Origin of the sequence: Roseisalinus antarcticus, assembly GCF_900172355.1 — a bacterium.
GTDB classification, from domain to species: domain Bacteria; phylum Pseudomonadota; class Alphaproteobacteria; order Rhodobacterales; family Rhodobacteraceae; genus Oceanicola; species Oceanicola antarcticus_A.
On sequence record NZ_FWFZ01000002.1, the window covers coordinates 84,773 to 108,764 of the forward strand.

At 66.7% G+C, this 23,992-nt stretch carries 24 protein-coding genes and 1 other RNA gene; 16 read left to right on the forward strand and 9 right to left on the reverse strand.

The features are described from left to right. Positions 1-305: 305 nt before the first annotated feature. The 9 genes from ROA7023_RS03040 to mscL all read left to right on the forward strand — a co-directional run bounded on the left by ROA7023_RS03040 (position 306) and on the right by mscL (position 9,128). Entirely contained in the window at positions 306-1,013 is a 708-nt protein-coding gene (locus tag ROA7023_RS03040) for a hypothetical protein (RefSeq protein ID WP_085877534.1), read from the forward strand. Then, positions 1,007-2,383, forward strand: a complete 1,377-nt coding sequence (locus ROA7023_RS03045; protein WP_085877688.1) for an aspartate aminotransferase family protein — start codon at positions 1,007-1,009, stop codon at positions 2,381-2,383. Before ROA7023_RS03040 ends, ROA7023_RS03045 begins: the two co-directional genes overlap by 7 nt. Positions 2,384-2,518: 135 nt before the next feature. Further along, positions 2,519-3,592 carry a phenylalanine--tRNA ligase subunit alpha gene (gene pheS / locus ROA7023_RS03050; protein WP_085877535.1) on the forward strand — a complete coding sequence of 358 codons (1,074 nt, stop codon included), beginning with the start codon at positions 2,519-2,521 and terminating at the stop codon, positions 3,590-3,592. Between the two features lie 154 nt (positions 3,593-3,746). Next, positions 3,747-4,031 (forward strand): YrhK family protein, encoded by a 285-nt coding sequence (locus tag ROA7023_RS03055; RefSeq protein ID WP_085877536.1) that lies wholly within the window; start codon positions 3,747-3,749, stop codon positions 4,029-4,031. Positions 4,032-4,349: 318 nt separating this feature from the next. Then, positions 4,350-4,979, forward strand: a complete 630-nt coding sequence (locus ROA7023_RS03060; protein WP_159458428.1) for a hypothetical protein — start codon at positions 4,350-4,352, stop codon at positions 4,977-4,979. Between the two features lie 56 nt (positions 4,980-5,035). Continuing rightward, positions 5,036-5,440, forward strand: coding sequence for a hypothetical protein (locus ROA7023_RS03065; RefSeq protein ID WP_085877538.1), 405 nt, complete (start codon positions 5,036-5,038; stop codon positions 5,438-5,440). Between the two features lie 165 nt (positions 5,441-5,605). Beyond that, complete coding sequence (pheT, locus tag ROA7023_RS03070) at positions 5,606-7,996, forward strand: phenylalanine--tRNA ligase subunit beta (protein ID WP_085877539.1); 2,391 nt, start codon at positions 5,606-5,608, stop codon at positions 7,994-7,996. 49 nt (positions 7,997-8,045) lie between these two features. Continuing rightward, complete coding sequence (locus tag ROA7023_RS03075) at positions 8,046-8,495, forward strand: YtoQ family protein (protein ID WP_085877540.1); 450 nt, start codon at positions 8,046-8,048, stop codon at positions 8,493-8,495. Positions 8,496-8,702: 207 nt separating this feature from the next. Beyond that, positions 8,703-9,128: a large conductance mechanosensitive channel protein MscL gene (gene mscL, locus ROA7023_RS03080; protein WP_085877689.1), complete on the forward strand. Its 426-nt coding sequence runs from the start codon at positions 8,703-8,705 to the stop codon at positions 9,126-9,128. Positions 9,129-9,146: 18 nt separating this feature from the next. On the opposite strand, the gene yghU is transcribed toward mscL, so the two are convergent. Next, positions 9,147-10,007, reverse strand: coding sequence for a glutathione-dependent disulfide-bond oxidoreductase (gene yghU / locus ROA7023_RS03085; protein WP_085877541.1), 861 nt, complete (start codon positions 10,005-10,007; stop codon positions 9,147-9,149). Positions 10,008-10,207: 200 nt separating this feature from the next. Here yghU and ROA7023_RS03090 point away from each other — a divergent pair, with 200 nt between their 5' ends. Both ROA7023_RS03090 and ROA7023_RS03095 read left to right on the forward strand, forming a co-directional pair. Further along, positions 10,208-10,762: a thioredoxin family protein gene (locus ROA7023_RS03090; RefSeq protein WP_085877690.1), complete on the forward strand. Its 555-nt coding sequence runs from the start codon at positions 10,208-10,210 to the stop codon at positions 10,760-10,762. A gap of 207 nt (positions 10,763-10,969) precedes the next feature. After that, positions 10,970-11,575, forward strand: a complete 606-nt coding sequence (locus tag ROA7023_RS03095; RefSeq protein ID WP_085877542.1) for an exopolysaccharide biosynthesis protein — start codon at positions 10,970-10,972, stop codon at positions 11,573-11,575. Between the two features lie 142 nt (positions 11,576-11,717). Here the strand turns inward: ROA7023_RS03095 and rpsU are convergent, their stop codons facing one another. Next, complete coding sequence (gene rpsU / locus ROA7023_RS03100) at positions 11,718-11,924, reverse strand: 30S ribosomal protein S21 (RefSeq protein ID WP_009159816.1); 207 nt, start codon at positions 11,922-11,924, stop codon at positions 11,718-11,720. A gap of 137 nt (positions 11,925-12,061) precedes the next feature. Here rpsU and ROA7023_RS03105 point away from each other — a divergent pair, with 137 nt between their 5' ends. The 3 genes from ROA7023_RS03105 to ROA7023_RS03115 all read left to right on the forward strand — a co-directional run bounded on the left by ROA7023_RS03105 (position 12,062) and on the right by ROA7023_RS03115 (position 14,695). Next, entirely contained in the window at positions 12,062-12,763 is a 702-nt protein-coding gene (locus ROA7023_RS03105; protein ID WP_085877543.1) for a COQ9 family protein, read from the forward strand. Between the two features lie 61 nt (positions 12,764-12,824). Then, positions 12,825-13,805 (forward strand): NAD(P)H-quinone oxidoreductase, encoded by a 981-nt coding sequence (locus ROA7023_RS03110; protein WP_085877544.1) that lies wholly within the window; start codon positions 12,825-12,827, stop codon positions 13,803-13,805. Between the two features lie 80 nt (positions 13,806-13,885). After that, positions 13,886-14,695 (forward strand): aldo/keto reductase, encoded by an 810-nt coding sequence (locus ROA7023_RS03115; RefSeq protein ID WP_200812449.1) that lies wholly within the window; start codon positions 13,886-13,888, stop codon positions 14,693-14,695. Between the two features lie 75 nt (positions 14,696-14,770). On the opposite strand, the gene ROA7023_RS03120 is transcribed toward ROA7023_RS03115, so the two are convergent. Continuing rightward, positions 14,771-15,631 (reverse strand): DUF2189 domain-containing protein, encoded by an 861-nt coding sequence (locus tag ROA7023_RS03120; protein ID WP_085877546.1) that lies wholly within the window; start codon positions 15,629-15,631, stop codon positions 14,771-14,773. A 145-nt stretch (positions 15,632-15,776) separates the two neighbouring features. Next, positions 15,777-16,406: a ribonuclease T2 family protein gene (locus tag ROA7023_RS03125; RefSeq protein WP_085877547.1), complete on the reverse strand. Its 630-nt coding sequence runs from the start codon at positions 16,404-16,406 to the stop codon at positions 15,777-15,779. Between the two features lie 131 nt (positions 16,407-16,537). Between ROA7023_RS03125 and ROA7023_RS03130 the strand changes: the two genes are divergently transcribed. After that, entirely contained in the window at positions 16,538-17,302 is a 765-nt protein-coding gene (locus ROA7023_RS03130) for a DUF1013 domain-containing protein (RefSeq protein ID WP_085877548.1), read from the forward strand. Between the two features lie 395 nt (positions 17,303-17,697). Here ROA7023_RS03130 and recR read toward each other — a convergent pair whose 3' ends face one another. From recR to ROA7023_RS03145, 3 genes are all read right to left on the reverse strand, one after another. Next, entirely contained in the window at positions 17,698-18,291 is a 594-nt protein-coding gene (gene recR / locus ROA7023_RS03135) for a recombination mediator RecR (RefSeq protein ID WP_085877549.1), read from the reverse strand. A gap of 100 nt (positions 18,292-18,391) precedes the next feature. Further along, positions 18,392-18,736: a YbaB/EbfC family nucleoid-associated protein gene (locus tag ROA7023_RS03140; RefSeq protein ID WP_085877691.1), complete on the reverse strand. Its 345-nt coding sequence runs from the start codon at positions 18,734-18,736 to the stop codon at positions 18,392-18,394. A 75-nt stretch (positions 18,737-18,811) separates the two neighbouring features. Next, positions 18,812-20,563, reverse strand: coding sequence for a DNA polymerase III subunit gamma/tau (locus tag ROA7023_RS03145; protein ID WP_085877550.1), 1,752 nt, complete (start codon positions 20,561-20,563; stop codon positions 18,812-18,814). 265 nt (positions 20,564-20,828) lie between these two features. On the opposite strand from ROA7023_RS03145, the gene ROA7023_RS03150 reads away from it, so the two are divergent. Beyond that, a complete protein-coding gene (locus ROA7023_RS03150; protein WP_085877551.1) occupies positions 20,829-22,382 on the forward strand; it encodes an ankyrin repeat domain-containing protein in 1,554 nt (517 codons plus the stop codon). 307 nt (positions 22,383-22,689) lie between these two features. On the opposite strand, the gene rsgA is transcribed toward ROA7023_RS03150, so the two are convergent. Together rsgA and ffs are read right to left on the reverse strand one after the other, a co-directional pair. Continuing rightward, positions 22,690-23,727 (reverse strand): ribosome small subunit-dependent GTPase A, encoded by a 1,038-nt coding sequence (gene rsgA / locus ROA7023_RS03155; protein ID WP_085877552.1) that lies wholly within the window; start codon positions 23,725-23,727, stop codon positions 22,690-22,692. A gap of 146 nt (positions 23,728-23,873) precedes the next feature. Next, positions 23,874-23,970, reverse strand: an RNA gene (gene ffs, locus ROA7023_RS03160) — signal recognition particle sRNA small type. Positions 23,971-23,992 lie beyond the last annotated feature (22 nt).

A 23,992-nucleotide genomic window follows, 5' to 3' on the forward strand; every position in this document is an offset into this window, starting at 1 on the left:
TATGTCGCGGTTGCACTGCTTGACCAAGCGTTTTCATCAGCTACCCCATAACGGGCCGATGTCATTTCAGGCTGCGGCCAAGAAATCTGACCACGTCAGGCACAGTTTCGTATGATCAAGAACTTTTTCGCCGGGGCCTTTGCCGCGCCCCTGTCCGTCTGTGCCATTTCGGCCGCAACCCTCCGCCACGACTTCAACCAGGCATTTTGGGGACGCAGCCTTTCCGGCGTCGACCACGCCACCTGGCAGGCGGGCCGAGAGGCCGCCGCCGCCGCAAACCCGGGCGATTTCATCTACATGACCGGGTGTTCAACCCGGACTCCATCACCGGCCTCGCCTCGAACTTTGCCAGGGCCATCGACCAAGGGCTGGTCAGCCGGACGTTTCTGCTCAACGATCCCGAGGCCCGGCTTTTTGTCGCCGGCCCCGACGGCAGCGATTTCGAGAAAAGGACATTCGGCTACAAATTCAGCTACGACTTCGGTCCGGTGCTCAGCTTCGGCACGGCGGACTTCGGCGGGCCGTTTGCCGGCAATCAGTACCGGTCCACCCTCGACATCGCCTTCTCCTGGCAGAAGGCGACCCAGGCCCTGGACACCTATGCCAACACGAATTTGTTCGAATTCGAGGAAAGGACACTGCTCAGCTGCAGCGACTTTTCCGATATTCTCGGATGCACCGGATGTTCCGCAGGCAGCTATGGCAGTTCCCCGAGCCGCTTGTTCGACGTCCGGGGCCAGGCGCCATCCACCGACATCGGTGGCGTCGTCCCGGTCCCCGCCGGTTTGCCGCTTCTCTCGATCGGTCTGTTCGGCATTGGCCTGCTGGCAAGACGTCGGCGCGGCAGAGACCGGCACCCGGATGGCCAGGGCACCTGTCTCTGCGCCATTCGAGAGCCCGGACAGCGGCCGCCGGTGCGCCTGCTGTCTTGCCGCACCCCCTGTAACAGGCGCCCCTGTTACGCTAGGCATGCCCAAACGAAATGCGACTGGCCGGGGAGAGCGCCATGCTGAAGAACGACCCTCTGGAGCAATGGGACCGCGACTCGTTCCTGCATTCCTCCACCCATCTGGCGGAGTTTGCCCGGGGCAACGTGCCGCAGCGCCTGATCAGCGGCGGCGAGGGCTGCCACATCACCGACCGCAACGGCACCCGTCTGCTTGACGGGTTTGCCGGGCTCTATTGCGTCAACGCGGGGTATGGCCGGCAGGAGATCGCCGAGGCCATCGCCAAGCAGGCCCGCGAGCTGTCCTATTACCATTCCTATGTCGGTCACGGGACCGAGGCGTCGGTGACGCTCGCCAAGATGGTGATGGACCGGGCGCCCGACCACATGTCCAAGGTGTTCTTCGGTCTCGGCGGGTCCGATGCGAACGAGACGAACATCAAGCTGATCTGGTACATGAACAATATCCTCGGACGGCCCGAGAAGAAGAAGATCATCTCGCGCTGGCGCGGCTACCACGGCTCCGGCCTGATGACCGGGTCGCTGACCGGGCTGCACCTGTTCCACAAGAAGTTCGACCTGCCGCTCGCGCAGATCCTGCACACCGAGGCGCCCTACTACTACGGTCGCGACAAGGGCGAGATGACCGAGCAGGAGTTCTCCGCCTGGTGCGCGGCCGAGCTCGAGGCAATGATCGAACGCGAAGGCCCCGAGACCATCGCCGCCTTCTGGGCGGAACCAGTGCTCGGCACCGGCGGCATCGTGCCCCCGCCCGAGGGCTACTGGGAGGCGATCCAGCCGGTGCTGGAACGGCACGACATCCTGCTGGTGGCCGACGAGGTGGTGACCGGGTTCGGCCGGCTCGGCACGATGATGGGGTCGGATCACTACGGGCTGCGGCCTGACCTGATCACCATCGCAAAGGGGCTGACCTCGGCCTATGCGCCGCTGTCGGGCTCCATCGTATCCGACAAGGTCTGGAAAGTGCTCGAGGCCGGAACGGACGAACTCGGCCCGATCGGCCACGGCTGGACCTACTCCGCCCATCCGATCGGTGCCGCAGCCGGCGTCGCCAACCTGCAGCTGATCGACGATCTCAACCTGGTGCAGAACGCGGGCGAGGTCGGAAACTACTTCAGCGGCCGCATGCGCGAGGCGCTGGGCGATCATCCCAACGTCGGCGACGTTCGGGGCGAAGGCATGCTCTGCGCTGTGGAACTGACCGCCGACAAGGCCACCCGTGCGGCGCTCGATCCGAACGACAAGACCACCGTGAAGACGGTCGCGCATCTGCTCGAGAACGGCGTGATCGGCCGGGCCATGCCCCAGGCCGAGATCATCGGCTTCGCGCCGCCCTTCTGCCTGACCCGCGACGAGGCCGACGAGATCGTCGAAAAGACGGCAAAGGCCGTTCATGCCGTGCTGGGCGCGGGCTGACCTTCTTCTGGTCGAAAATATCCCGGGGGTGAATTGGCCCTTGCGGCCAAGAGGGGGCAGCGCCCCCTTTCCCCCGGTTGCAAAAGGCGCGGCGTGCGGCTACCTCGCGCATCGACCCATCCGAGGACGCGCCAAATGGACGATCTGAGAGAGAAGTATCTGGCCCTCATCGCCAGGGCCGAAGACGAGGCCACGCTCGAAACCCTGCGGGTGCAGGCGATCGGAAAAAAGGGCGAGGTCAGCCTGGCCATGCGCGAGCTCGGGCGGATGTCGCCCGAGGAACGGCAGGTCGCGGGGCCGAAGCTCAACGCGCTGAAATCCGAGATTACAGCCGCGCTCACGGCCAAGAAAGCCGGGCTCGCCGATGCGGCGCTGGACGCGCGGCTGCGCACCGAATGGCTCGACGTGACCCTGCCGGGGCGTCCGCGCCCCGCGGGGACCATCCACCCGATCAGCCAGGTGACCGAGGAAGTCACGGCGATCTTCGCCGACATGGGGTTCTCGGTCGCCGAAGGCCCCCAGGTCGAGAGCGACTGGTACAATTTCGACGCGCTCAACATTCCCGGTCACCATCCGGCCCGGGCCGAGATGGACACCTTCTACATGGCCCGTGCCGACGGCGACGACCGCCCGCCCCACGTGCTGCGCACCCACACCTCGCCGGTGCAGATCCGTCACCTGGAGGCCCATGGCGCCCCCTGCCGCATCATCGCTCCGGGCCGGGTCTACCGCGCCGATTACGACCAGACCCACACGCCGATGTTCAACCAGATCGAGGGGCTGGCGATCGATCGCGACATTTCCATGGCCAACCTCAAGTGGGTGCTGGAAGAATTCGCCGCCGCCCTGTTCGAGGTCGACCAGGTGGAGGTTCGCTTCCGCGCTTCGCACTTTCCCTTCACCGAGCCCTCGGCGGAGATCGACTTCCGCTGCTCGTGGGTCGACGGCCAGCTGCGGCTTGGCGAGGGGGACGACTGGCTCGAGGCTGGCGGGTCGGGCATGGTCCACCCAAAGGTGCTCGCCGCTGCGGGCATCGACCCGGACGTCTGGCAGGGATTTGCCTTCGGCCTCGGTATCGACCGGCTGGCGATGCTGAAATACGGGATCCCGGATCTGCGGGCGTTCTTCGACAGCGACCAGCGGTGGCTCCGGCACTACGGCTTCTCGGCGCTGGACGTGCCGACACTGCCGCGCGGTCTCTCGGCCTGATCGGCCCTCGGGCGGGGCGCGTGGCGAATGCCCTGCGACGCTTCCCGCGATCGCCCCATGCGGTCAGGGCCACAGTGTGCGGGCCGCAGTGACGGGGCGGCGGGCCGCGCTATCCTGCCGGCAGATGTGACATCAATCGGAAAGGAACGTGGAAATGGGTCTTTTTGACTTGAGGAACGGGAACCGGAGCGAGAGGTCGCAGCGGATCTACGCGGCCTTCGAGCTGGCACATACGATCATCGACTTCCTGGCCGCGATTGCCTTCCTGGTGGGTTCGATCCTGTTCTTCTGGAAGGCCTATGAAGTGATCGCGATCTGGTTCTTCGTGGTGGGCTCGGTCTGTTTCGCCGTCAAGCCCTCGCTGCGCCTGGCGCGGGAGCTGAAGCTGGCGTCGATCGGGGACTCGGTGGACCTAGCCCAACGCTACGACAACAGCTGACGGCGAACGACGCTCGCCTTCGGCATCGCCCCGCCCGCCGTCCCAAAGCCGGGAGGCCGGGAGCCGGATCCACGTGGTCCTTTGGGAGGGCTGGGCGGCGTCCCTTCAGACCTTCGGCATCCTGATGCGCTACCCGGATATGGCGGGCGCGACTTACCCGGGCCTCCGCAAAGCGGCCGGACTGTGGGCTCGGCGTGCAGTGGCCCATTCGGGCTCGGCGCATCCCGATCCGGCGCACATGCCGATCTGGAGGTCCCGATCATCGGGAACAGGTATGCCGAACTAATTCAGGTGCTTCCGGACGCGGCGCAGCCGATAATGGCGTCCGGCACGACCGTGTTCTCCTCTCCTGTCCCGACACCTGAGCTGCGCGGAAAACTGGAGGCCATTCGAAGTGTGACCTTCGCGAACCCGCAACATCCCGACGAGCCCGGGGAGGCGCCTCCGGAAATCCTGAAATTGGTCTGGCGCCTGACCAGCGCGAAAGCCATCGAACATGGCCTGGCCTCGGCGGAGACTGTCGCGGACCGGTCCGTATGCGCCGAGACGACCAACCTGCGGTTCTTCGGCCATCTGTTGCAGCATCGCAAAGCCCGCGCGATCAACGTCGGGACACTCTGTCCTGGCGGCGGGTCGGCGCATGATCCGGAGGGCGGCGTGTCCGAACTTGTCGCAACCTCGATCGAGGTCGCCGTTGCGGTCGCCGCCATAGGGGGCATGACCCACGAAATACGGCCAGGGAGGTCGAAGACCGGTGTCTGGTTTAGACTGTCGGCAAGTTTCCGCCTTGTCCGCGCAGCCGATACCCGGGAGTTTGAACCCGCCCCCGCGGTCTCATGCCAGGGCGTTGGCCTGAATGGACCCGTGTCGCAGGCGGGGATAGGGGTGGTCGGTCTGCCTCTCCGGTCCTCGGCTCGGGGCGGAGGCAGCGCACCCCGTTTTTCTTGACGGATCGGCATTTTGCATGGCCTTCTGAGGATCTGACCGTCCTGAAAGGATATCCGATGCGCTCTCTTGTCTTTGCGGCTGCCCTGTCCGGCTTTCCCCTTGCGGTCTTGGCCGACGAGGTCTGGTACACGATGGACGGGGAGATGGTCTACGAGACGGACCTGGAGCCCTATGCGCTGATCTCGGCGCCCTGGGACGGGGACGAGGTGATGCTCTATGTCGATGAACTTGCCTTCAACTATGACGCGCGGGGTGTGCATGGCGGGTTCTGGATCGGCCCGGCTGCGCGACAGAGTTGCGACGTGGCGATCTCGGCGCCCGACGGGCGGGCGAGCTATCATTGGGGCCGGATCCAGGTGACCTTTGACCAGCCCTCCTTTCCGACCGGGTTCACCGTGCTGATGGGGTCCTGCTTCGATGAGCCGGACATGATCCTGCGGGCGAACCTCGCCGCGGGGTGACCGGGTCGGGGCCGGGTCGGCTGTCCTGTTCGTGCGTGCGGCGCGGGATCTGCGACCGTGCGCCTCCGGCGGGGATATGAGAGGCAATGAAGGGTCCGGGGGCTTTCCCCTTTTGCCCCCTTGGGCTACACCGCGCCCGATCAGACCCGGACCCACAGGCACAGAATGAAATTCACGCTTTCCTGGCTCAAGGACCATCTGGAGACCGAGGCGTCTCTGGACGATATCCTGTACGCGCTCACCGATCTCGGGCTCGAGGTCGAGGGGGTGGAGAATCCGGCCGCGCGGCTCGAGGCGTTCACCATCGGCAAGGTGCTGAGCGCGGAGAAACATCCCGACGCGGACAAGTTGAAGGTGTGCCAGGTGGCGACGTCGCAGGGCGAGCGGCAGATCATCTGCGGGGCGCCGAATGCGCGGCAGGGGATCACGGTCGTGGTGGCGCATCCGGGCGTCTATGTCCCCGGGATCGACACGACGATCGGCGTGGGCAAGATCCGCGGGATAGAGTCCCACGGGATGATGTGTTCCGAGCGCGAGATGGAATTGTCCGACGAGCACGACGGCATCATCGAGTTGCCGTCTGGCGAGGTCGGGCAGTCCTTTGTCGACTGGTTGGCGGAGCACGAGCCCGCGCGGGTCGATCCGGTGATCGAGATCGCGATCACGCCGAACCGGCCGGATGCCCTGGGGGTGCACGGGATCGCGCGGGACCTGGCGGCGCGCGGCCTTGGGCGGCTCTTGCCGCTGTCGGTCGAGCCCGTGCCGGCGGCCTTCGACTGTCCCGTGTCGGTGTCGATCGATGCGGACACGCTGGAGCAGGCCCCGGTGTTCTACGGCCGGCTGATCCGGGGCGTCCGGAACGGGCCCTCGCCGCGCTGGATGCAGGACCGGCTGCGGGCGATCGGCTTGCGGCCGATCTCGTTCCTGGTCGATGTGACGAACTACTTCACCTACGATCTGAACCGGCCGCTGCACGTCTTCGACGCGGACACGATCACTGGCGGGGCCTTGCGGCTGCACCGGGCGGAGGGCGGCGAGCGGCTTGTCGGGCTCGATGACAAGAGCTATGAATTCCAGCCGGGGATGACGGTCATCTCCGATGCCGAGGGGCCGGAGAGCATCGCGGGCGTGATGGGCGGCCTGCGGACTGGCTGCACCGCCGAGACCGTGAACGTCTTTGTCGAGGCGGCCTATTTCGATCCGGTGCGGACCGCCTACACGGGCCGGGCGTTGAAGATCAATTCGGATGCCCGGTATCGGTTCGAGCGGGGCATCGACCCGGTGTTCACGCCGGAGGGGCTTGAGATGGCCGTCCGACTGATTGTCGATGTGGCGGGGGGCGAGGCCTCGACATTGGTGACGGCGGGAGAGATCCCGGACGTGAAGCGCGGCTACAGGCTGGATACGGACCGGGTGGTGAGCCTTGTCGGGATGGATATTCCCGCCGACGCCCAACGGTCGACGTTGGAGGCGCTCGGCTTTCGGCTGGAGGGCGACCTGGCCTATGCGCCGCCGTGGCGGCCCGATGTGATGGGCGAGGCCGACCTGGTCGAGGAGGTGGCGCGGATCGCATCGCTGACCCAGCTGGAAGGCCGGCCGCTGACCCGGACGAGCGTCGGCGTGCCGAAGCCGATCCTGACGCCGGGCCAGAAGCGGCAGCAGGTTGCGCGGCGGACGATTGCGGCGATGGGGCTGAATGAATGCGTGACCTACTCTTTCATCGACCGGGCGTCGGCTGCGCTGTTTGGCGGCGGGACCGATGCGACGCGATTGGAGAACCCGATCTCGTCTGAGATGAGCCACCTGAGGCCGTCGCTATTGCCGGGGCTCCTGCAGGCGGCGGCGCGGAACCAGGCGCGGGGGTTCCAGGATCTGGGCCTGTTCGAGGTGGGCGCGGCCTTTGCCGGCGGCGAGCCGGGAGAGCAGGATGTTCAGGCGGCGGGCCTGCGCGTGGGGCGGACCGGGCCGAAGGACGTTCATGGCGCGGCGCGGGCCGTCGATATCTACGACGTGAAGGCGGACGTGGAGGCCGTTTTGGCGGCGATCGGGGCGCCGGCGAAGGTGCAGATCCTGCGGACCGGCGACGGCTGGTGGCATCCGGGGCGGCACGGAGTGATTTGCCTGGGGCCGAAGAAGGTTCTGGGCGTGTTCGGCGAATTGCATCCCAAGGTTCTGGCGGCGATGGATGTGAAGGGACCCGCGGTGGGCTTTGTCATCTGGCCGGATGCCGTTCCGCTTCCGAGAAAGACAAGCGCCACGCGCACCGCGCTGGTGGCGCCCGATCTGCAGGCCGTGGAGCGGGACTTCGCCTTTGTCGTCGATGCCGAGGTCGAGGCGCTGACACTGGTCAATGCCGCGGCCGGGGCCGACAAGGCGCTGGTCGAGTCCGTGCGGATCTTCGACGAGTTCATGCTGGAGGGCGGCGGCAAGTCCCTCGCCATGACCGTTCGGTTGCAGCCGGACACGGCGACGCTGACGGATAAGGAGATCGAGGCCGTGTCGGCGAAAATCGTCGAGAAGGTCACCAAGGCGACGGGCGGCAGCCTGCGCGGCTGAGGGCGGGTGCCTCCGGCGGGAGTTTATTGGCCAAGATGAAGGGGAAGACATGACGTTGAACGTGTATCTGTCCGGGGAAATCCACACGGATTGGCGTGTCGAGGTGGTGCAAGGCTGTGAAGGGCTGGATATCGCCTTTACCGGGCCTGTCACCGATCACGCCGCGAGCGACGATTGCGGCGTGGCGATACTGGGCGCGGAGGCCGACAAGTTCTGGCACGATCGCAAGGGGGCCGGGGTGAACGCCATTCGCACCCGGCACGGGATCGAGAACGCGGATGTGGTCGTTGTGCGTTTCGGCGAAAAATACAAGCAATGGAACGCGGCTTTTGATGCGGGATATGCCTCGGCGCTTGGCAAGCCGGTCATCGTGATGCACATGCCGGAGCATGCCCATGCCCTGAAAGAGGTCGATGAGGCCGCTCGCGCCGTGGCCGAGACGCCGGCGCAGGTGGCGCAGATCCTGCGCTATGTCATGACGGGCAAGCTGCCGGCCTAGGCCTCCGGCGCGGCGGTAGCCTTGTCCTGGCGGGCAGACGCGTCCGCCGAAGGGGCTTAGGTATTCCCATTCCTGCGGCGATGTGGAGCGGTTTTCCCGGCTCGGCGTTCTGGCGGCGCGACGGAAATCTCTTGGCATATTCCTGCAGTGCGCTAAGGAGTTCGGCGGCTGTGCAGGGGGCGCATGTCAGAAATTGATCGGAACGTCATGATCCAGGAATTCAGGGATTTCATCGCCAAGGGCAATGTCATGGACATGGCCGTCGGCATCATCGTTGGGGCCGCGTTCACGACGATCGTAACTTCGCTTGTCGGCGATCTGATCAACCCGTTCATCGCGCTGTTTACCGGCGGGATCGATTTCACCGGATGGTTCTATGCCATGAATGGCGAGACCTATGCGTCGCTGACGGCCGCGCAGGACGCTGGCGCCCCGGTCTTTGCGATCGGAAATTTCATCATGGCCGTCATCAATTTCCTGATTGTCGCCTTCGTCGTCTTCCTTCTCGTCAAGGCCGTAAACCGCATCAAGTCCTCGGCGCAGACGCCTGTGGAGAAAAAGCCCGAAGAGCCCAGTGGCCCTTCGGAGCTCGATATTCTCATTGAGATCCGCGACACGCTCAAGGCGCGGTGAACGTGGGCGGCCGCCGTCCTATTCGGCGGCCTGGCGGTTCTTGTCGGAGCCGATGGAGTCGAAATCGGCGGGGGAGTGGCGCTCCGGCATTTGGGTCGAGGGCTCTCCCCAAGGACGATTGACCATCCGACCTCGTTTGACCGCGGGGCGCGCGTCGATCCGTTTCGCCCATTCGACGACGTTGGTGTAGCTGTCGACGTCGAGGAATTCCGCGGCGTCGTAGAGACGCCCCAAGACGAGCTGCCCGAACCAGGGCCAGTTCGCCATATCGGCAATGGAGTAGGTGTCGCCGCCCAGATACGGCCGCTCCGCCAGTTGCCTGTCGAGCACATCGAGCTGACGCTTGGTTTCCATCGCGTAGCGGTTGATCGCGTATTCGAATTTCTCCGGCGCGTAGCTGTAGAAATGGCCGAAGCCGCCGCCGAGATAGGGGGCGGACCCCATCTGCCAGAAGAGCCAGTTGAGCTGTTCCGTCCGCTCGGGGCCAGAGGGCGCGAGGAAGGCGCCGAACTTCTCGGCCAGGTGCAACAGGATCGACCCGCTCTCGAAGACGCGCACGGGTTCCGGTCCGGTCAGGTCGAGCAGGGCGGGGATCTTGGAGTTCGGATTGATCTCGGTAAAGCCCGATCCAAACTGTTCGCCTTCGCCGATGTCGATCAGCCAGGCGTCATATTCGGCGCCTGTGTGGCCCGCGTCCAGCAACTCTTCGAGCATGACGGTCACCTTGACGCCATTGGGCGTGGCCAGTGAGTGGAGCTGCAGGGAATGTTCGCCGCGGGGCAGCTCCGCGTCGTGGGTCGCACCGGCGGTCGGGCGGTTGGTCTTGCTGAACTTGCCACCGTTTTCCGGGTCCCAGGTCCAGACCTTCGGGGGGGGTATAGCTGTCGGTCATGTTCTCTCCTTCCGGATACATCATCCACACTTATTCGCGATTTCGAGCCCGACAAGGCGGCCTTGCCCATCGCACAGCGGCTGCGCGAAACTGCAGCCACTGTGCGCGAGGGTTGAAGAGCGGGCGGACTGGTGTTTCCTTCAATGGCAAGCGGGCCGCCGGAATCAGGCCCGGTCTGGAGGATATGATGGCGCCCAAATCCCCTGTTTGCGACTTCGGCTGGAAGGCCCCCGATTTCCGGCTGCCGGCGACGGATCACCATTTCTATGACCTCTCGGGGCTGAAGGCGGAGAATGGGCTTGTCCTGGCCTTCATCTGCAACCATTGTCCCTATGTCCGCGCCGTTCTGGACCGGATCCTGCGGGATGCCGGCGACCTGGCGCCGCTCGGGGTGGGCTTTGCCGCCATCTGCTCCAACGATGCCGAGAGCCACCCGGACGACAGTTTCGAGAACATGGTGAAGCTGGCCGAAGAGAAGAATTTCTTCTTTCCCTACCTTCACGATGAGGACCAGTCGGTTGCCCGGGCCTATGGTGCGGTCTGCACGCCCGATTTCTTCGGATTCAACGGCAAGCTGGAGCTGCAATACCGCGGACGCCTCGATGCGAGCCGGGACTCTGCGGGGCCGCCGGACCTGACCCGGGAGCTCTACGAAGCCATGGCGCAGGTGGCCCGGACGGGCGAGGGCCCGCGCGAGCAGGTGCCGTCAATGGGGTGCTCCATCAAGTGGGCCGAGAGCTGAGCGGGCGGTGAGACCGTCGCACATGGCGCCGCAAGGCGGCTTGCCGGCGTGATTTCGAGTGTCCTGTCTGTCTTTCACGGGGACCAAACGGGCTGGCATGGGCCGACCGTTGGCCGCGTTGACCTTCATTCGCCCGCCATTTCAAGAGTGTTGAATTCTTGAGCGACAGAGCGCATCTCCGGTCTCGGTGGCGAGGAGATGAAAGTGATGAAACCGGCTTCGACTTGCGCGGGCCATCCTGTCGGGGACATCGTGGATCGGCTGGACGCCTTGTCGGCGGAGCCTGTCTTGTCGTTGCGGATGTTGTTGCGGGTCTTCGGGACGGCCTCCTTCGTGCCGGCCCTGATGATACCGGCGATCCTGGTGGTGTCGCCGCTGTCGGGCATTCCGTTCTTTTCGTCGATCTGCGGTCTGACCATTGCGCTGGTCGCATTGCAGATGCTGTTTCGGCGGACGCACCTCTGGCTGCCGGCTGTCCTGATGGAGCGGCAGGTCACCGGTCGTCAACTGAGCCGTGCGATGGGTGGGATCCGCAGGCTGGCCGGCTGGATCGATGCCCATACCTCTCCGCGGCTGGCAATTCTGGCGGATCCGCCCGGCATTGCGGTGCCGCAGGCCCTGGCGGTGCTGTCGGGCAGTGCGATGCCGTTTCTCGAGCTTATGCCCTTCTCGTCTTCAATTCTGGGGTTGGCGGTGCTGCTCTATTCCGTGAGCTTCCTCGCGCGTGACGGGCTTTACGTGATTGCTGGCGCCGCGACGACGGGCGTCGCGCTTGGCGTGCCCCTGTTCGTCTGGAGCCGGATCTTCGGATAGGAGCGCGCCGGTAGCCAGGAGCGGCCAGAATATTCGCGAATATTCTGGGCCCCGGAAGGACCGGCGGGCCATTTGAAACGACAAACCCCCGGGCATCGCAGCCACGGGGGTCATCAAACACCTAAGTGTTCTTCCAGATCGCTCAGAGCATACCTTCGCGCTGGGCCTTCTTGCGGGCAAGCTTGCGCTGCCGGCGGATCGCCTCGGCCTTCTCGCGCGCTTTCTTTTCGGACGGCTTCTCGAAATGTTGCTTGAGCTTCATTTCACGAAACACGCCTTCGCGCTGAAGTTTCTTCTTCAGGGCACGAAGCGCCTGGTCGACATTGTTGTCGCGAACACTGACCTGCATGTGGGTGTCACCACCTTTCCGGTTTGAAGTTGCAAGAATTTGCAGGAAGTGGCGCTATAGCAAAGGCCCCCTACGTTGTCCAGTGACAAGCCCCGACGCCGGGCACCCAGAATGATGAAACCGACGGGAGACGTTCGATGACCACCACACAGGATCCTGCACGAGACCCGCTGCTTGACGCCATCCTCGCCCATGTCGCCTTCGACGGCTGGTCGGACGCGGCCTTTCGCGCCGCGGCCGAGGACAGCGGCATGCCACTTGCCGAGGCCCGGGCGATCTGCCCCCGGGGCGCGGTCGATCTTGCCGTGGCCTTCCACAAGCGCGGCGACGCGCAACTGGCCGATGCCCTGCGCCGGGAAAAGCTCGACGACATGCGCTTTCGCGACAAGGTGGCCCGTGCTGTCCGGCTGCGCCTGGACATTGCCGGCGACAAGGAGGCCGTGCGCCGCGGCTCTGCCCTGTTCGCCCTGCCGCATCACGGGCCCGAGGGTGCCCGCCTGATCTGGGGCACCGCGGATGCGATCTGGAACGCGCTCGGCGATCCGGCGGACGACATCAACTGGTACACCAAGCGGGCGACTTTGTCGGGGGTCTATGCCTCCACGGTGCTTTACTGGCTTGGCGATGACAGCGTCGATCACCAGGCCACCGACGCCTTCATCGATCGCCGGATCGAGGACGTCATGCGGATCGAGAAGGTCAAGGCGCAGGTCAACGACAACCGTCTGTTGAAGCCCTTGCTCGGCCCGCTGCAGAAGCTGGGTGCCATGGTCAAGCCGCCGATGCGGGTGCCGCCGTCCGACCTGCCCGGGCGCTGGACCCCGCCGGACGCCAAGTAGTCGGGCTGGCACCCGGAACGCCTCCGTGACAGAACCTGATCCAACGACGGAAGGGAGCCCCATGACCGAGACAATGCGCACCATCGAGATCCGCAAGCCCGGCGGCCCCGAGGTCCTAACCCCATGCCAACGGCCGGTGCCCGCGCCGGGCTACGGCCAGGTTCTGCTGAAGGTCGCCTTTGCCGGTGTCAACCGTCCCGACGCGCTGCAGCGGGCGGGCCTCTATGCGCCGCCGCCCACGGCCTCCGACCTGCCGGGGCTCGAGGCATCGGGAGAGATCGCCGCCGTCGGGCCGGGCGTGACCGGCCTTGCGGTCGGGGACCGGGCCTGCGCCCTGCTGCCCGGCGGCGGCTATGCCGAATACGCCGTGACCCTCGCTGCCCATTGCCTACCGGTGCCGCGCGACATGTCCCTGCGCGAGGCCGCCTGCCTGCCCGAGACCCATTTCACCGTATGGTCTAATGTCTTCACCCGTGGTGGGCTGACGGGGGGCGAGCTGTTCCTCGTTCACGGCGGGACGTCCGGGATCGGCACCACCGCGATCCAACTGGCCCGCATGGCCGGGGCGCGGGTCTTTGCCACTGCCGGGTCGGACGACAAATGCGCCGCCTGCGAGGCGCTTGGCGCAGAGCGGGCGATCAACTACCGCAACGAGGATTTCGTCGAGGTCCTGCGGGCCGAGGGCGGCGCGAACCTGATCCTGGACATGGTCGGCGGCCCCTACATCCAGCGCAACCTCAAGGCGCTGGCCGACGATGGACGCCTTGTTCAGATCGCGTTCCTGCAGGGCGCCAAGGCAGAGCTGACCCTTGCGCAGCTGATGACCCGCCGGCTGACGCTGACCGGCTCCACGCTGCGGCCGCAATCGGATGCCGCCAAGGCCCGGATCGCCGAGGATCTGCGCCGCGAGGTCTGGCCGCTGCTGGACGCGGGCCGGATCGCGCCGGTGATGGACCGCGAATTCGCGCTTGACGATGCCGCGGCGGCCCACGCGCGGATCGAGAGCTCCGATCACATCGGCAAGATCGTGCTGCGGGTCTGACGTCTTGCCGGGCCCCCGGCCGGGGATTAGACTTTAGCGCGAGAACGATCCGGGGCGCTCCGCTGCGAAAGGAATACAGGATGCTCGGCACAATTCCGCAAATCGGCTACGGCACCTGGAAGCGCACTGGAGATGATTGCGTGGCCTGCGTCGCCACGGCGCTGGAGCTTGGGTATCGCCACATAGACACGGCCGAGGGCTATGGAAACGAGGTCGAGGTCGGGCGCGGCATCGCCCTAAGCGGCGTGCCGCGTGGAGAGATCTGGGTCACGACCAAGGTCGCGCCCGAGAACCTGGCTCCGGGCGCGGTCCGGCCACATGTGGAGGCGAGCCTCGAGCGGCTGGGGCTCGACCGCGTCGACCTTCTGCTGGTGCACTGGCCCGCGATCGGCGACCGGTACGAGATGTCGGAATACATGCGGCAGTTCATGGCCGTCCGCGCGGCGGGGCTGACGCGGTTCATCGGCGTGTCCAACTTCACCATCCGGCACGTCGATCTTGCCATGCAGATCCTGGGCGAGGCGCCGCTGGTCAACCAGGTGGAGCTGCATCCCTATCTCACGAACACGCCGATCGTCGATCACTGCAGGACCAAAGGTCTCACCCTCACCGCCTATTCCCCGCTGGCACGGGGCGAGGTTTCGGACGATCCGGTGCTCAACGGCATCGGGACAGAGATCGGGGCGAGCGGCGGACAGGTGGCGCTCGCGTGGCTGATGGCCAAGGGCTACGTGGTCATCCCGACCTCGTCCAAGCGAGCCAATATCGCAGAGAACCTCGGCGCGGCGGATATCACCCTGACGCCCGAGCAGATCGCCGCGATCGACGGGCTGAACAGGAACGAGCGGCTGGTCAGCGGCTCGTTCAGCCCGGACTGGGACACCGACTGACGTTATGGACCACGCCGGACGGTCGACCGGCGGGCCCCGTATGCCGGCAAGCCCGAATGGACCTGCCGGCCGGTATCAGGCATAGCTGATCGCCCGGCGATAGATGTGCCACGTGGCGTGGCCCAGGACCGGCAGCGCCACCACCAGCCCGATCAACAACGGGATCGACCCGATCAGCAGTGTCGCCGCGACGATCAGGCCCCAGGTGCCTATGACACGCGGATTGGCGCGGGCGACGGCGACCGATGTGACGATGGCGCGGGGCACGCCGATGTTGCGGTCCAGCAGCATCGGAAACGACACCACGCTGGTCGCCAGCACCAGCAGCGCAAAGCCAAGTCCGACCGCCATGCCGAGGATCAGCATCGCCCAGCCGGCCCCGGTGGTGAAGACATCCGACAAGAAGGCCGTGGCCGAGGTCGGCGGGGTTGGCCCCAGCGTCACCTCGTAGATCGCCCAGGCGGCCAGCAGCCAGCCCGCGAAAATCACCAGATGGGCCGCGCCCAGCACCAGAAGCGCCCCGAACCTCGGCCGTCCGATCAGTGCGAACGCCGCGCCCCAGCCCGGCGTCTCACCGGCCTCGCGCAGGCGGCTCATCTCATAGAGGCCGACGGCGGCCAACGGCCCCAGCAGCGCGAACCCCGCCGCCAGCGGGAACAGCAGCGGCAGCAGCGCGAGCTGCAGCCCGACCCCGGCAAGCACGAGGCCCATGACCGGATAGAGCACAACCAGCATCAACACATCCGCGCGGACCGCTGCGAAATCGTCGAGGCCCAACCGCAATGCCCCGCGCAGGTCGTCGATCGTGAGGGTATTCACCCTGATTTCCACCGGCGCGTCGCCACCAATCCTGTCGACTGACGTGCTGACATGTTCCGCGGTTCCGCCCAGGGCCTTTGCCGCCCAGGACAACGGATTTCCTATCGTCTGTGCCATTCCGACCTCTCACCACTGTGGTTGACGGGCCGATCCGGCAATGCTCTGGCCGTGTGGCCGAGCGGATCGGCCTCTTGCAGTCGGCAAACTTTAGCACAGGATTGAGGATTCGCGCCTCACGAAGGTTTGAGCCCGGCAGGGCGCCCTACCGCATCGGGTGGAGGAGTGCGTCGTCCAGTGTGCAATCGCGGATCACGTCGGCGCCGCAGCGGCGGAACTCCAGGTCGCGGGTCAGGCACAGGCGGGCCTCCTGGATCTGGCCGGACCGGCAGGTGATGGTGATCGCATCGCGCACGAGGCCGGGGTTGTCGCGCAGGAAGGCCTCTTCGACGACCTCTGCGGGCAGCTCGACCGGGCGGGTAAGCCGGCGAAAGACCTCCGGCCGGGTGACGCGATCATAGGCCGTGCGGCTGAGGTCGTAATAGCCCTCGGCGGACAGGCCCGTGCAGCGCCCGTGCTTTTCCCACTGGTGCCAGGCAAGCCCCGATGTGCCCATGACGTCGGCCATTGCCTCGGTCATGGCGCGGGTGGGGTTGCGCTCGGTGCTGCGGCAATCGCTGGGCCAGCCGGTCTCGTATTGCGGCCAGAGCCCGTGCAGCACCCAGCCGTGGTCGCGGGCCGGGTCGCATTGCGGCGAGCCGCGGGAATCGCCCTCCAGTGCGCACCAGTTGGCGGACCAGGACAGCGACAGGACGTAATAGTCGAACTCTCCGGCCACATCGTCGGCGCGGCCGGGCAGGGCGAGGATCATCAGCAGGGCGGTCAGACGAAGCATTTGCACTTTCCATGAGCGTTTGCGGCGACTATATAGCGCCCGAGTTCCCCGACAACGAGAACCGGAGCCTGACACGGCTCGCCCCCAGACCGGGGCCGGGGGAAGACGTTTTTCGATTAGGAGGCATTTGCATGTCCGATACGCCGATCATGGCCAAGGCAACCGCCGTCTGGCTGGTGGACAACACGACGCTCAGCTTCAAGCAGATCGCCGATTTCTGCGGGCTCCACGAGCTGGAGGTGCAGGGCATCGCCGACGGCGACGTGGCGACGGGCGTGAAGGGCTTCGATCCGATCACCAACAACCAGCTGACGCAGGAAGAGATCGACAAGGCCGAGAAGTCCCCCACCCACAGGCTGAAGCTGAAATTCAACGCTGCCGCCGTGGGCGAGGAAAAGCGCCGTGGCCCGCGCTACACGCCGCTGTCCAAGCGCCAGGACCGGCCGAACGCGATCCTTTGGCTGGTGAAGTTCCATCCGGAGCTGGCGGATTCGCAGATCTCCAAGCTGGTCGGCACGACCAAACCGACGATCCAGACGATCCGCGAGCGCACCCATTGGAACATCTCCAACATGGAACCGATCGACCCGGTCGCGTTGGGGCTGTGCAAGCAGGTGGAACTCGACGCCGCCGTCGCCAAGGCCGCAGAGCGCAAGGCGCGGGACGGTGGCGTGATGACGGACGACGAGCGGCGCAAGCTGGTTTCGACCGAAACCAGCCTGGGGATGGATGCCGAACCCAAGATGCCGACGGCGATCTCCGGGCTCGAGACGTTCACCCTGTCGGAAACCTCCGATGACGACGAGGACGAGGACGAGAACAAGGCCCTGCCCGACGCGGATAGCCTGTTCAACCTCCCCGAAAGCAGCGGAGACGAGGACGAAGGAAGCCGCTAGGCTCCGCTTCAGTCTGCCCGGGTCCGGGCAGGCTGTTTTCCGGCCTGACCGGGCTGTTCGTGCGCCGATGTGCTGATCATCCTGTTCCGGTGCCCGAGCTGGGTGCCCGAGGAGGGTGAGGGCCTCGCGGCTCGCGGTCCCGCACCGGACCTGTCTGCGGCGCAGCCGCCCGAGGCTCCCCGCAGGCTGGTCCCCAAGCTCTCAGATCCGGGCGGACACCCTGTTGGCGGACTGTCAGCGGAGCGGTGACACCAGGCGCCCTCCATCCCTCAATCCGGGTCGCCACAAGGCACCAAGGATGCGCAGGATTTCGTCCAGACCGATCGCGCGGCCGCAAGAAATCCGGCTGGGCTCAGCCGACGTTGGTCGGAAACTCGCGCCAGAGCCCCGGCCCGTCAGAGCGCCTTGCGGGCATTCAGAGCCGCGGTGATGGTGCCGTCGTCCAGATAGTCGAGCTCTCCGCCCACGGGCACGCCCTGAGCCAGGGTCGTGACCGTGATCCCGGGCAAATGGTCCGCGATATAGTGGGCCGTCGTCTGGCCGTCGATCGTTGCGCCGAGGGCGAGGATGACCTCGCTGACATCCTCGGCGCCGATCCTGTCCTTCAGCTGCGGAATCCGCAGTTCGTCGGGGCCCATCCCGTCCAGCGCCGAGAGCGTTCCGCCCAGCACGTGGTAGCGGCCCTTGAAGACGCCGGAGCGCTCCATCGCCCAGAGGTCTGCGACGTCCTCGACAACGCAGATCTGACCGTTGGCCCGCTTGTTGCTTTCGCAGATGTCGCAGATGTCTCCAGTGGAGATGTTGCCGCAATTCAGGCATTCCCTCGCCGTGGCACCCACCCGCGTCATGGCCTCGGCCAGAGGCACAAGCAGCACACCGCGCTTCTTTATCAGGTGCAAGGCCGCCCGGCGCGCCGACCGCGGACCAAGCCCGGGGAGCTTGGCCATCATCTCTATCAACGCATCTATGTCGTCCTGCCCGGCTGTCATGGGGCCCAGAATATTCGCGAATATTCTGCTACGATCCTTCGGAGAAGGATCGTGCCTGCGGCGGGACGGGTGGGCGAACGGAGAGACAGGAGAGGATCCCTCAGAATGGAAGTTTCATGCCAGGAGGCAGCCCGAGGCCCTCGGTGATCTTGCCCATCTCCTCTTGCATCTTCTGCTGGGCGCGGCTCTGGGCGTCCTTGATCGCGGCGAGGATCAGGTCCTCGACGACTTCCTTTTCGTTCGGATCGAAGATCGACGGGTCGATGTCCAGCGCCTTGAGCTCTCCTTGGACACTCGCGGTGGCCTTCACCAGGCCCGCGCCGCTTTCGCCGGTCACGCTCATCATGGCCATCTGCTCCTGCATCTCGGCCATCTTGGTCTGCATTTCCTGTGCGGATTTCATCATCTTGGCCATGTCGCCAAGTCCGCCCAATCCCTTCAGCATCGTGTCGTCTCCCATTCGAGTTATTTCTAACCTAGGCCTTGCCTTGCGGCCCGACAAGGCGCCGCGCCGGCCGCGTCAGTCCTCCTCGAAGGGGTCCCACTCCTCCGAGACCTCCTGCAGGGCATCCTCTTCGACCGTCTGGGCGATATCCGCGTGGGTCCGGACCTCGGTGATCTGCGCCTTGGGGAACGCGCGAAGCACCTCCTGCACCAGCGGATGGGCCTCGGCCTCGGACCGGATCGCGCGCTCGGCCGCATCGCGCTCCTCGGAAATCGTCGCACCGCCGCCGCTGCTGATCGAGACAGCCCAGCGGACGCCCGTCCAGGCCTGAAGCCGGGCGCCGAGTTTCTGCGCAAGATCTGTCGGCGCCGCGGGCGTCGGCTCCATCTCGATCCGGCCGGGGCTGTAGGACACCAGGCGCAGGTTGCTTTCGACCTCGACCAGCAGCTTGACGTCTCGGTGGTGGCGGATCAGCTCGACCACGTCCTCGAACCGAGCGTAATGGGCGAGGGCGGTCTCGGACTTGACCGCAAGCGCCCCCTGCGCCGAAGGCCCGCTGGGGCCGCTATGGGTCGGGCTCGGCGCCCCCCGCGCTTCCGGGGTCGCCCCGCCTTGGCCGGGCGCCGCGCCGCCACCGGGCGGGGGAGGCCCGTTGCCCGGCGGTGGCGGGCCGTCGCCCAGCCGCCGCACCAGTTCCTCGGGCGTGGGCAGGTCGGCCACATGGGTCAGCCGGATCACCGCCATTTCGGCGGCCATCATGCCGTTGGGCGCGGCGGCGACCTCTTCCAGCGCCTTGAGCAGCATCTGCCACATCCGGGTCAGCACGCGCATCGGCAGACCCTCGGCCATGGCGCGGCCCCGGTCGCGTTCTTCCGGAGAGACGGTCGGGTCCTCGGCCGCTTCGGGTGTGATCTTGATCACACTGACCCAATGGCAGATCTCGGCCAGGTCCCGCAGCACGGCCATCGGATCGGCCCCGTCGGCGTATTGCGCCGAAAGCTCCGTCAGCGCCGAGGCCGCGTCGCCCCGCAGGATCATGTCGAAGAGGTCCAGCACCCGGCCCCGGTCCGCAAGTCCCAGCATCGCGCGGACCTGTTCGGCGGTCGTCTCGCCCGCGCCATGGCTTATCGCCTGGTCGAGCAGCGAGGTCGCATCCCGGGCCGACCCTTCGGCCGCGCGGGTGATCAGCGCCAAGGCGTCGTCGGCGATCTCGGCGGATTCGGCACTGGCGATCCGGCGCAGCAGGGCGATCATGACCTCGGGCTCGATCCGGCGCAGGTCGAACCGTTGGCAGCGCGACAGCACGGTCACCGGCACCTTGCGGATCTCGGTCGTGGCAAAGATGAATTTCACGTGGGCGGGCGGCTCCTCCAGCGTCTTCAGAAGCGCGTTGAAGGCCGAGGTGGACAACATGTGCACCTCGTCGATGATGTAGATCTTGTAGCGGGCCGAGGCCGCCCGGTAGTGGACGCTGTCGATGATCTCGCGGATGTCGCCCACGCCGGTGCGCGAGGCTGCGTCCATCTCCATCACGTCCACGTGGCGCCCCTCCATGATCGCCACGCAATGCTCGCATTGGCCGCAGGGGTCTGTCGTGGGGCCGCCGGTCCCGTCGGGGCCGATGCAGTTCATACCCTTGGCGATGATCCGGGCCGTGGTGGTTTTGCCCGTCCCGCGGATGCCCGTCATGATGAAGGCCTGGGCGATGCGGTCCGCGGCGAAGGCGTTGCGCAGGGTCCGCACCATGGCATCCTGGCCCACGAGGTCGGCGAAGGTCTCGGGGCGGTACTTGCGGGCGAGCACCTGGTAGGCGGGGGCGTCGGTCATGCGGTCTCCTGTCGGACTGTTCCAACTTAAGGAGCGGAGCGGGCGGCGTCCACCGGACTCCGAGCGCGGGCGGGGAGGGGGGCCGTCCCGTGCCTGCGTGATTGACGCGCCGGATCGCGCGTTGGTATCATTGCCTCAGCCGTTGGGGCGGCTTCCTGATCCGCGGAAAGCCGTGTCGGCCCCCCCCAGTCTCTGACCAAAGACCCATACGGTCTTTCTCATGCCCGTCTTAGCGGATCGCCGGGATAAAAGAATGGGAAAGCCGATGACACCTGATGATCAGGCCCTCGACCGCCTGCGCCGTGCGGCGCGTGACCTTGGCCGCGACCTCGCCCTTGGCAGGAGCGATGCGCTCGCGCGGGTGCGCGCCACCGCGCCGAAGCCCAAGGGCACGCCCCTCAAACATGCCGACTTCCTCCATGTGATCGCCCGCGAAGAGGGGTTCGCCAGCTGGCCCGCGCTCAAGGCCTCGGTCGAGATGCGCGGCATGGACGCCGCCGCCCGGCTGCAGCGGCTGAAGATCGCGATCGCCCATGGCCAGACCCATGTGATCGACCGGATCCTGGAGGATGCCCCCGATCTGGCCGACGGGGAGTTCGGCCTCGAGCTTGCGCTTTACCGGCGAGACGCCGTGGCGCGGGCCCTGGAGGCCGATCCGGGAATGGCCACGCGCCTGATCGGCCTAGCGCCGCCGCTCGTCCATCTCTGCCAGAGCCGGATGATCCATCACTGGCCCGACAAGCGCAACGACATGCTGGCCATCGCCGAGATGTTGCGGCTGCGGGGGGCGGACCTCGACTTTGGACCGCCGGCGGAGAAGGGCTCCGCGCATCGCCTGTCGCCGCTCTATTTCGCGCTGGGGCACGCGGGCAACCTGGTCCTGGCGGAATGGCTGCTGGATCACGGCGCGACGCCGAACGACAACGAAAGCCTCTATCACGCCACGGAGCTGGGCCATCGCGACGGGCTGCGCCTGTTGCTGTCCCATGGCGCCGATCCGAAGGGCACCAACGCGCTGTTGCGGGCGATGGATTTTGGCGATGTCGAGGCCGTCGCCATGCTGTTGGAGGCCGGGGCCGATCCGAACGAAGGCTCCGACGGCAGGCCCGCGCACGGCATGGCGCATGGCGCCTGCCCGGCCCTGCACCAGGCGGCGCGGCGGATGGGCGATGATCGGATGGCGGAACTGTTGCTCGCCGCCGGGGCGCGGCCCGAGGCGACCTGGAACGGCATCAGCGCCTACGCCTACGCCCGCGTCTACGGCAACGCCGCGCTGGCCGCCCGGCTGGAGGGGCTGGGCGTCGACCGGTCCCTGGCGGCGGACGAGGCGCTGCTTGCCGCCGCGGCCGAAGGCGCGGTGCCCGGGGGCCGCTTTCTCGACCCGGCCCGGCTGCCCGAGGATTTCCGCACGCTCCCGCGCCAGATCCTCAACCAGCCGGGCCGGTTGCCCCATCTCAAGGCGCTGATCGCGGTGGGGCTGGAATGGGACAGGCCGGATTCCGAGGGGCTGACGTTGGTGCGGGTCGCCGGTTGGGAGGGCTTGCCGGAGATCATGGCCTGGGTCCTCTCGCTCAAGCCCGACCTGGGCCACGTGAACCAATACGGCGGGACGCTGCTCACCACGATCATCCACGGCTCCGAGAACTGCCCCCAGCGGGCGGAACGGGATCACGTGGCCTGCGCCCGGCTTGCGCTGGAAGAGGGGGTTGCCTTGCCGCGCAAGGCGATCTCGTTTGCGGGCGAGCCGGCGATGGCCGCGTTCCTCGATGGGTGGGCAGAGGCGCATCCCGGCGCCGTGGTGGAGCACGGGCCGATCTGAGAAGCGCCCGTCTTCCGCCCCGAGAGGCCGGCTGCGGGCTTTCCCCGTGGGGGCGGCTCTCGTGCCCGGTTGGCATGCCGTATCTGCTGCGCTGACGTCCCGGGGCGCCCCATCCCGTCACCGGCGCCTCGGCCGTGGATCCTTGTGTCACACATAGCTCATTTGCAGCCCGGCGGACGGCCCGGCGAGAGGTCGGGCGACGGGACCGGAACATGCCGCCAACAGGGCATTGTGGGTGGTCCGGGGGCGCCGGCGGCCGCAGGCCGGCGGCGCCCCCGTTGGTCGGCCCGCTTGCGGGCCGAAACCCTCAGCCCGGCCTGCCCCGGTCGCGTCGGCCCTTCTGGGCCGCGCGATACACCTTGCCCAGCGAGCGGCTCCGCGCCCGGTTTTCCGCCACCGTCTCGGAGTTGTGGCGATCCTCCCGCCGCAACTTTTGCCACCGCGACAGCCGGTCCGGGTCAAGCGTGCCATCGGCCAGCGCGGCCTGCACGGCACATCCCGGCTCTGTCTCGTGGCGGCAATCGTTGAAGCGGCAGGCGGCCTCGAGGTCTTCGATGTCGGAAAAAACCTCGGCGATGCCCTCGGCGGCATCCGCAAGACCAAGCTCGCGCATGCCGGGGGTGTCGACGATCCACCCGCCGTTCGCGGTAGGCAAGAGGTGGCGCGCGGTGGTCGTATGACGGCCCTTCGCGTCGTCCTCGCGGATCGCCTGCGTCGCCACGTTCTCGCCGGTCAGGCCGTTGGTGATCGTCGACTTGCCGGTGCCGGAAGAGCCCACCAGCGCCAGGGTCTGCCCCGGGCCGCACCAGGCGGCGATGCGGCCAAGCTCCTCGGGGTCGCGGGCGTTCAGGGTGATGACCACCGCCACCGGCGACAGCCGCGTCGCCCGGCCGCGGTAGTCCGCATCGTCCTCGGCGAGATCGGCCTTGGTCAGCAGGATCAGCGGCAGGCACCCGGCCGCCGCCGCCATCGCCAGATACCGCTCTATCCGCGCTTCGTTGAAATCGGCGTTGCACGAGGTCACGATCGCCAGCGTGTCGACATTGGCGGCGATCAGCTGCGACCGCCCGTCCTTGCCGGCGGCCTTGCGCGAAACGCGCGTGAACCGGTCGAGAAGGCGCTCGATCAGCAGGGTGTCGGGATCGAAGATCACCCAATCCCCGACGGCAAGATCGCCGGTCGAGAGCCCGTGCGGGCAGGACAGGGTCAGCGGCCCGTCGCGCGAAAGGGCGGTCACCCGGGTGCGGGCGATGCCGCTTATCCTTGCGGCGCGGGGGGAAACCTCGTCAGTCTGTGCGGCGAAATGCGCACCCCAACCGAGCTCGGTCAGAGACGGAAATGTCATGATATCAGCCTGTGGAACAATCGCAGGAGGACCGCCCGTCGCCCGGCCAGTCCACTGGTCGAGGCGCTCAGAGGGCGCCCCGGAGGGTGATCGCAACAATCATCAAAAGCCCTCCCGTTCCAAGGGTGCCCCGCCCGAAAGGGCGGGGTGAGAGGCTGGAACACGACCCAAGCGGGTCTCGTTACGGCTGCTTCCTTCCGGACCTGACCGGGTTGGCGAGGAGCTTGCCCGCGCCAACCTCTCGAGTACAACATAGCGAACCGGG

Excerpts from the sequence above, each read along its gene's own strand:
- ROA7023_RS03045 (WP_085877688.1), top strand. The coding sequence starts at position 1,007 with ATGCTGAAGAACGACCCTCTGGAGCAATGGGACCGCGACTCGTTCCTG.
- pheS (WP_085877535.1), top strand. The coding sequence starts at position 2,519 with ATGGACGATCTGAGAGAGAAGTATCTGGCCCTCATCGCCAGGGCCGAA.
- ROA7023_RS03055 (WP_085877536.1), top strand. The coding sequence starts at position 3,747 with ATGGGTCTTTTTGACTTGAGGAACGGGAACCGGAGCGAGAGGTCGCAG.
- ROA7023_RS03060 (WP_159458428.1), top strand. The coding sequence starts at position 4,350 with ATGGCGTCCGGCACGACCGTGTTCTCCTCTCCTGTCCCGACACCTGAG.
- ROA7023_RS03065 (WP_085877538.1), top strand. The coding sequence starts at position 5,036 with ATGCGCTCTCTTGTCTTTGCGGCTGCCCTGTCCGGCTTTCCCCTTGCG.
- pheT (WP_085877539.1), top strand. The coding sequence starts at position 5,606 with ATGAAATTCACGCTTTCCTGGCTCAAGGACCATCTGGAGACCGAGGCG.
- ROA7023_RS03075 (WP_085877540.1), top strand. The coding sequence starts at position 8,046 with ATGACGTTGAACGTGTATCTGTCCGGGGAAATCCACACGGATTGGCGT.
- mscL (WP_085877689.1), top strand. The coding sequence starts at position 8,703 with ATGATCCAGGAATTCAGGGATTTCATCGCCAAGGGCAATGTCATGGAC.
- ROA7023_RS03090 (WP_085877690.1), top strand. The coding sequence starts at position 10,208 with ATGGCGCCCAAATCCCCTGTTTGCGACTTCGGCTGGAAGGCCCCCGAT.
- ROA7023_RS03095 (WP_085877542.1), top strand. The coding sequence starts at position 10,970 with ATGAAACCGGCTTCGACTTGCGCGGGCCATCCTGTCGGGGACATCGTG.
- rpsU (WP_009159816.1), bottom strand. The coding sequence starts at position 11,924 with ATGCAGGTCAGTGTTCGCGACAACAATGTCGACCAGGCGCTTCGTGCC.
- ROA7023_RS03105 (WP_085877543.1), top strand. The coding sequence starts at position 12,062 with ATGACCACCACACAGGATCCTGCACGAGACCCGCTGCTTGACGCCATC.
- ROA7023_RS03110 (WP_085877544.1), top strand. The coding sequence starts at position 12,825 with ATGACCGAGACAATGCGCACCATCGAGATCCGCAAGCCCGGCGGCCCC.
- ROA7023_RS03115 (WP_200812449.1), top strand. The coding sequence starts at position 13,886 with ATGCTCGGCACAATTCCGCAAATCGGCTACGGCACCTGGAAGCGCACT.
- ROA7023_RS03120 (WP_085877546.1), bottom strand. The coding sequence starts at position 15,631 with ATGGCACAGACGATAGGAAATCCGTTGTCCTGGGCGGCAAAGGCCCTG.
- ROA7023_RS03125 (WP_085877547.1), bottom strand. The coding sequence starts at position 16,406 with ATGCTTCGTCTGACCGCCCTGCTGATGATCCTCGCCCTGCCCGGCCGC.
- ROA7023_RS03130 (WP_085877548.1), top strand. The coding sequence starts at position 16,538 with ATGTCCGATACGCCGATCATGGCCAAGGCAACCGCCGTCTGGCTGGTG.
- recR (WP_085877549.1), bottom strand. The coding sequence starts at position 18,291 with ATGACAGCCGGGCAGGACGACATAGATGCGTTGATAGAGATGATGGCC.
- ROA7023_RS03140 (WP_085877691.1), bottom strand. The coding sequence starts at position 18,736 with ATGCTGAAGGGATTGGGCGGACTTGGCGACATGGCCAAGATGATGAAA.
- ROA7023_RS03145 (WP_085877550.1), bottom strand. The coding sequence starts at position 20,563 with ATGACCGACGCCCCCGCCTACCAGGTGCTCGCCCGCAAGTACCGCCCC.
- ROA7023_RS03150 (WP_085877551.1), top strand. The coding sequence starts at position 20,829 with ATGACACCTGATGATCAGGCCCTCGACCGCCTGCGCCGTGCGGCGCGT.
- rsgA (WP_085877552.1), bottom strand. The coding sequence starts at position 23,727 with ATGACATTTCCGTCTCTGACCGAGCTCGGTTGGGGTGCGCATTTCGCC.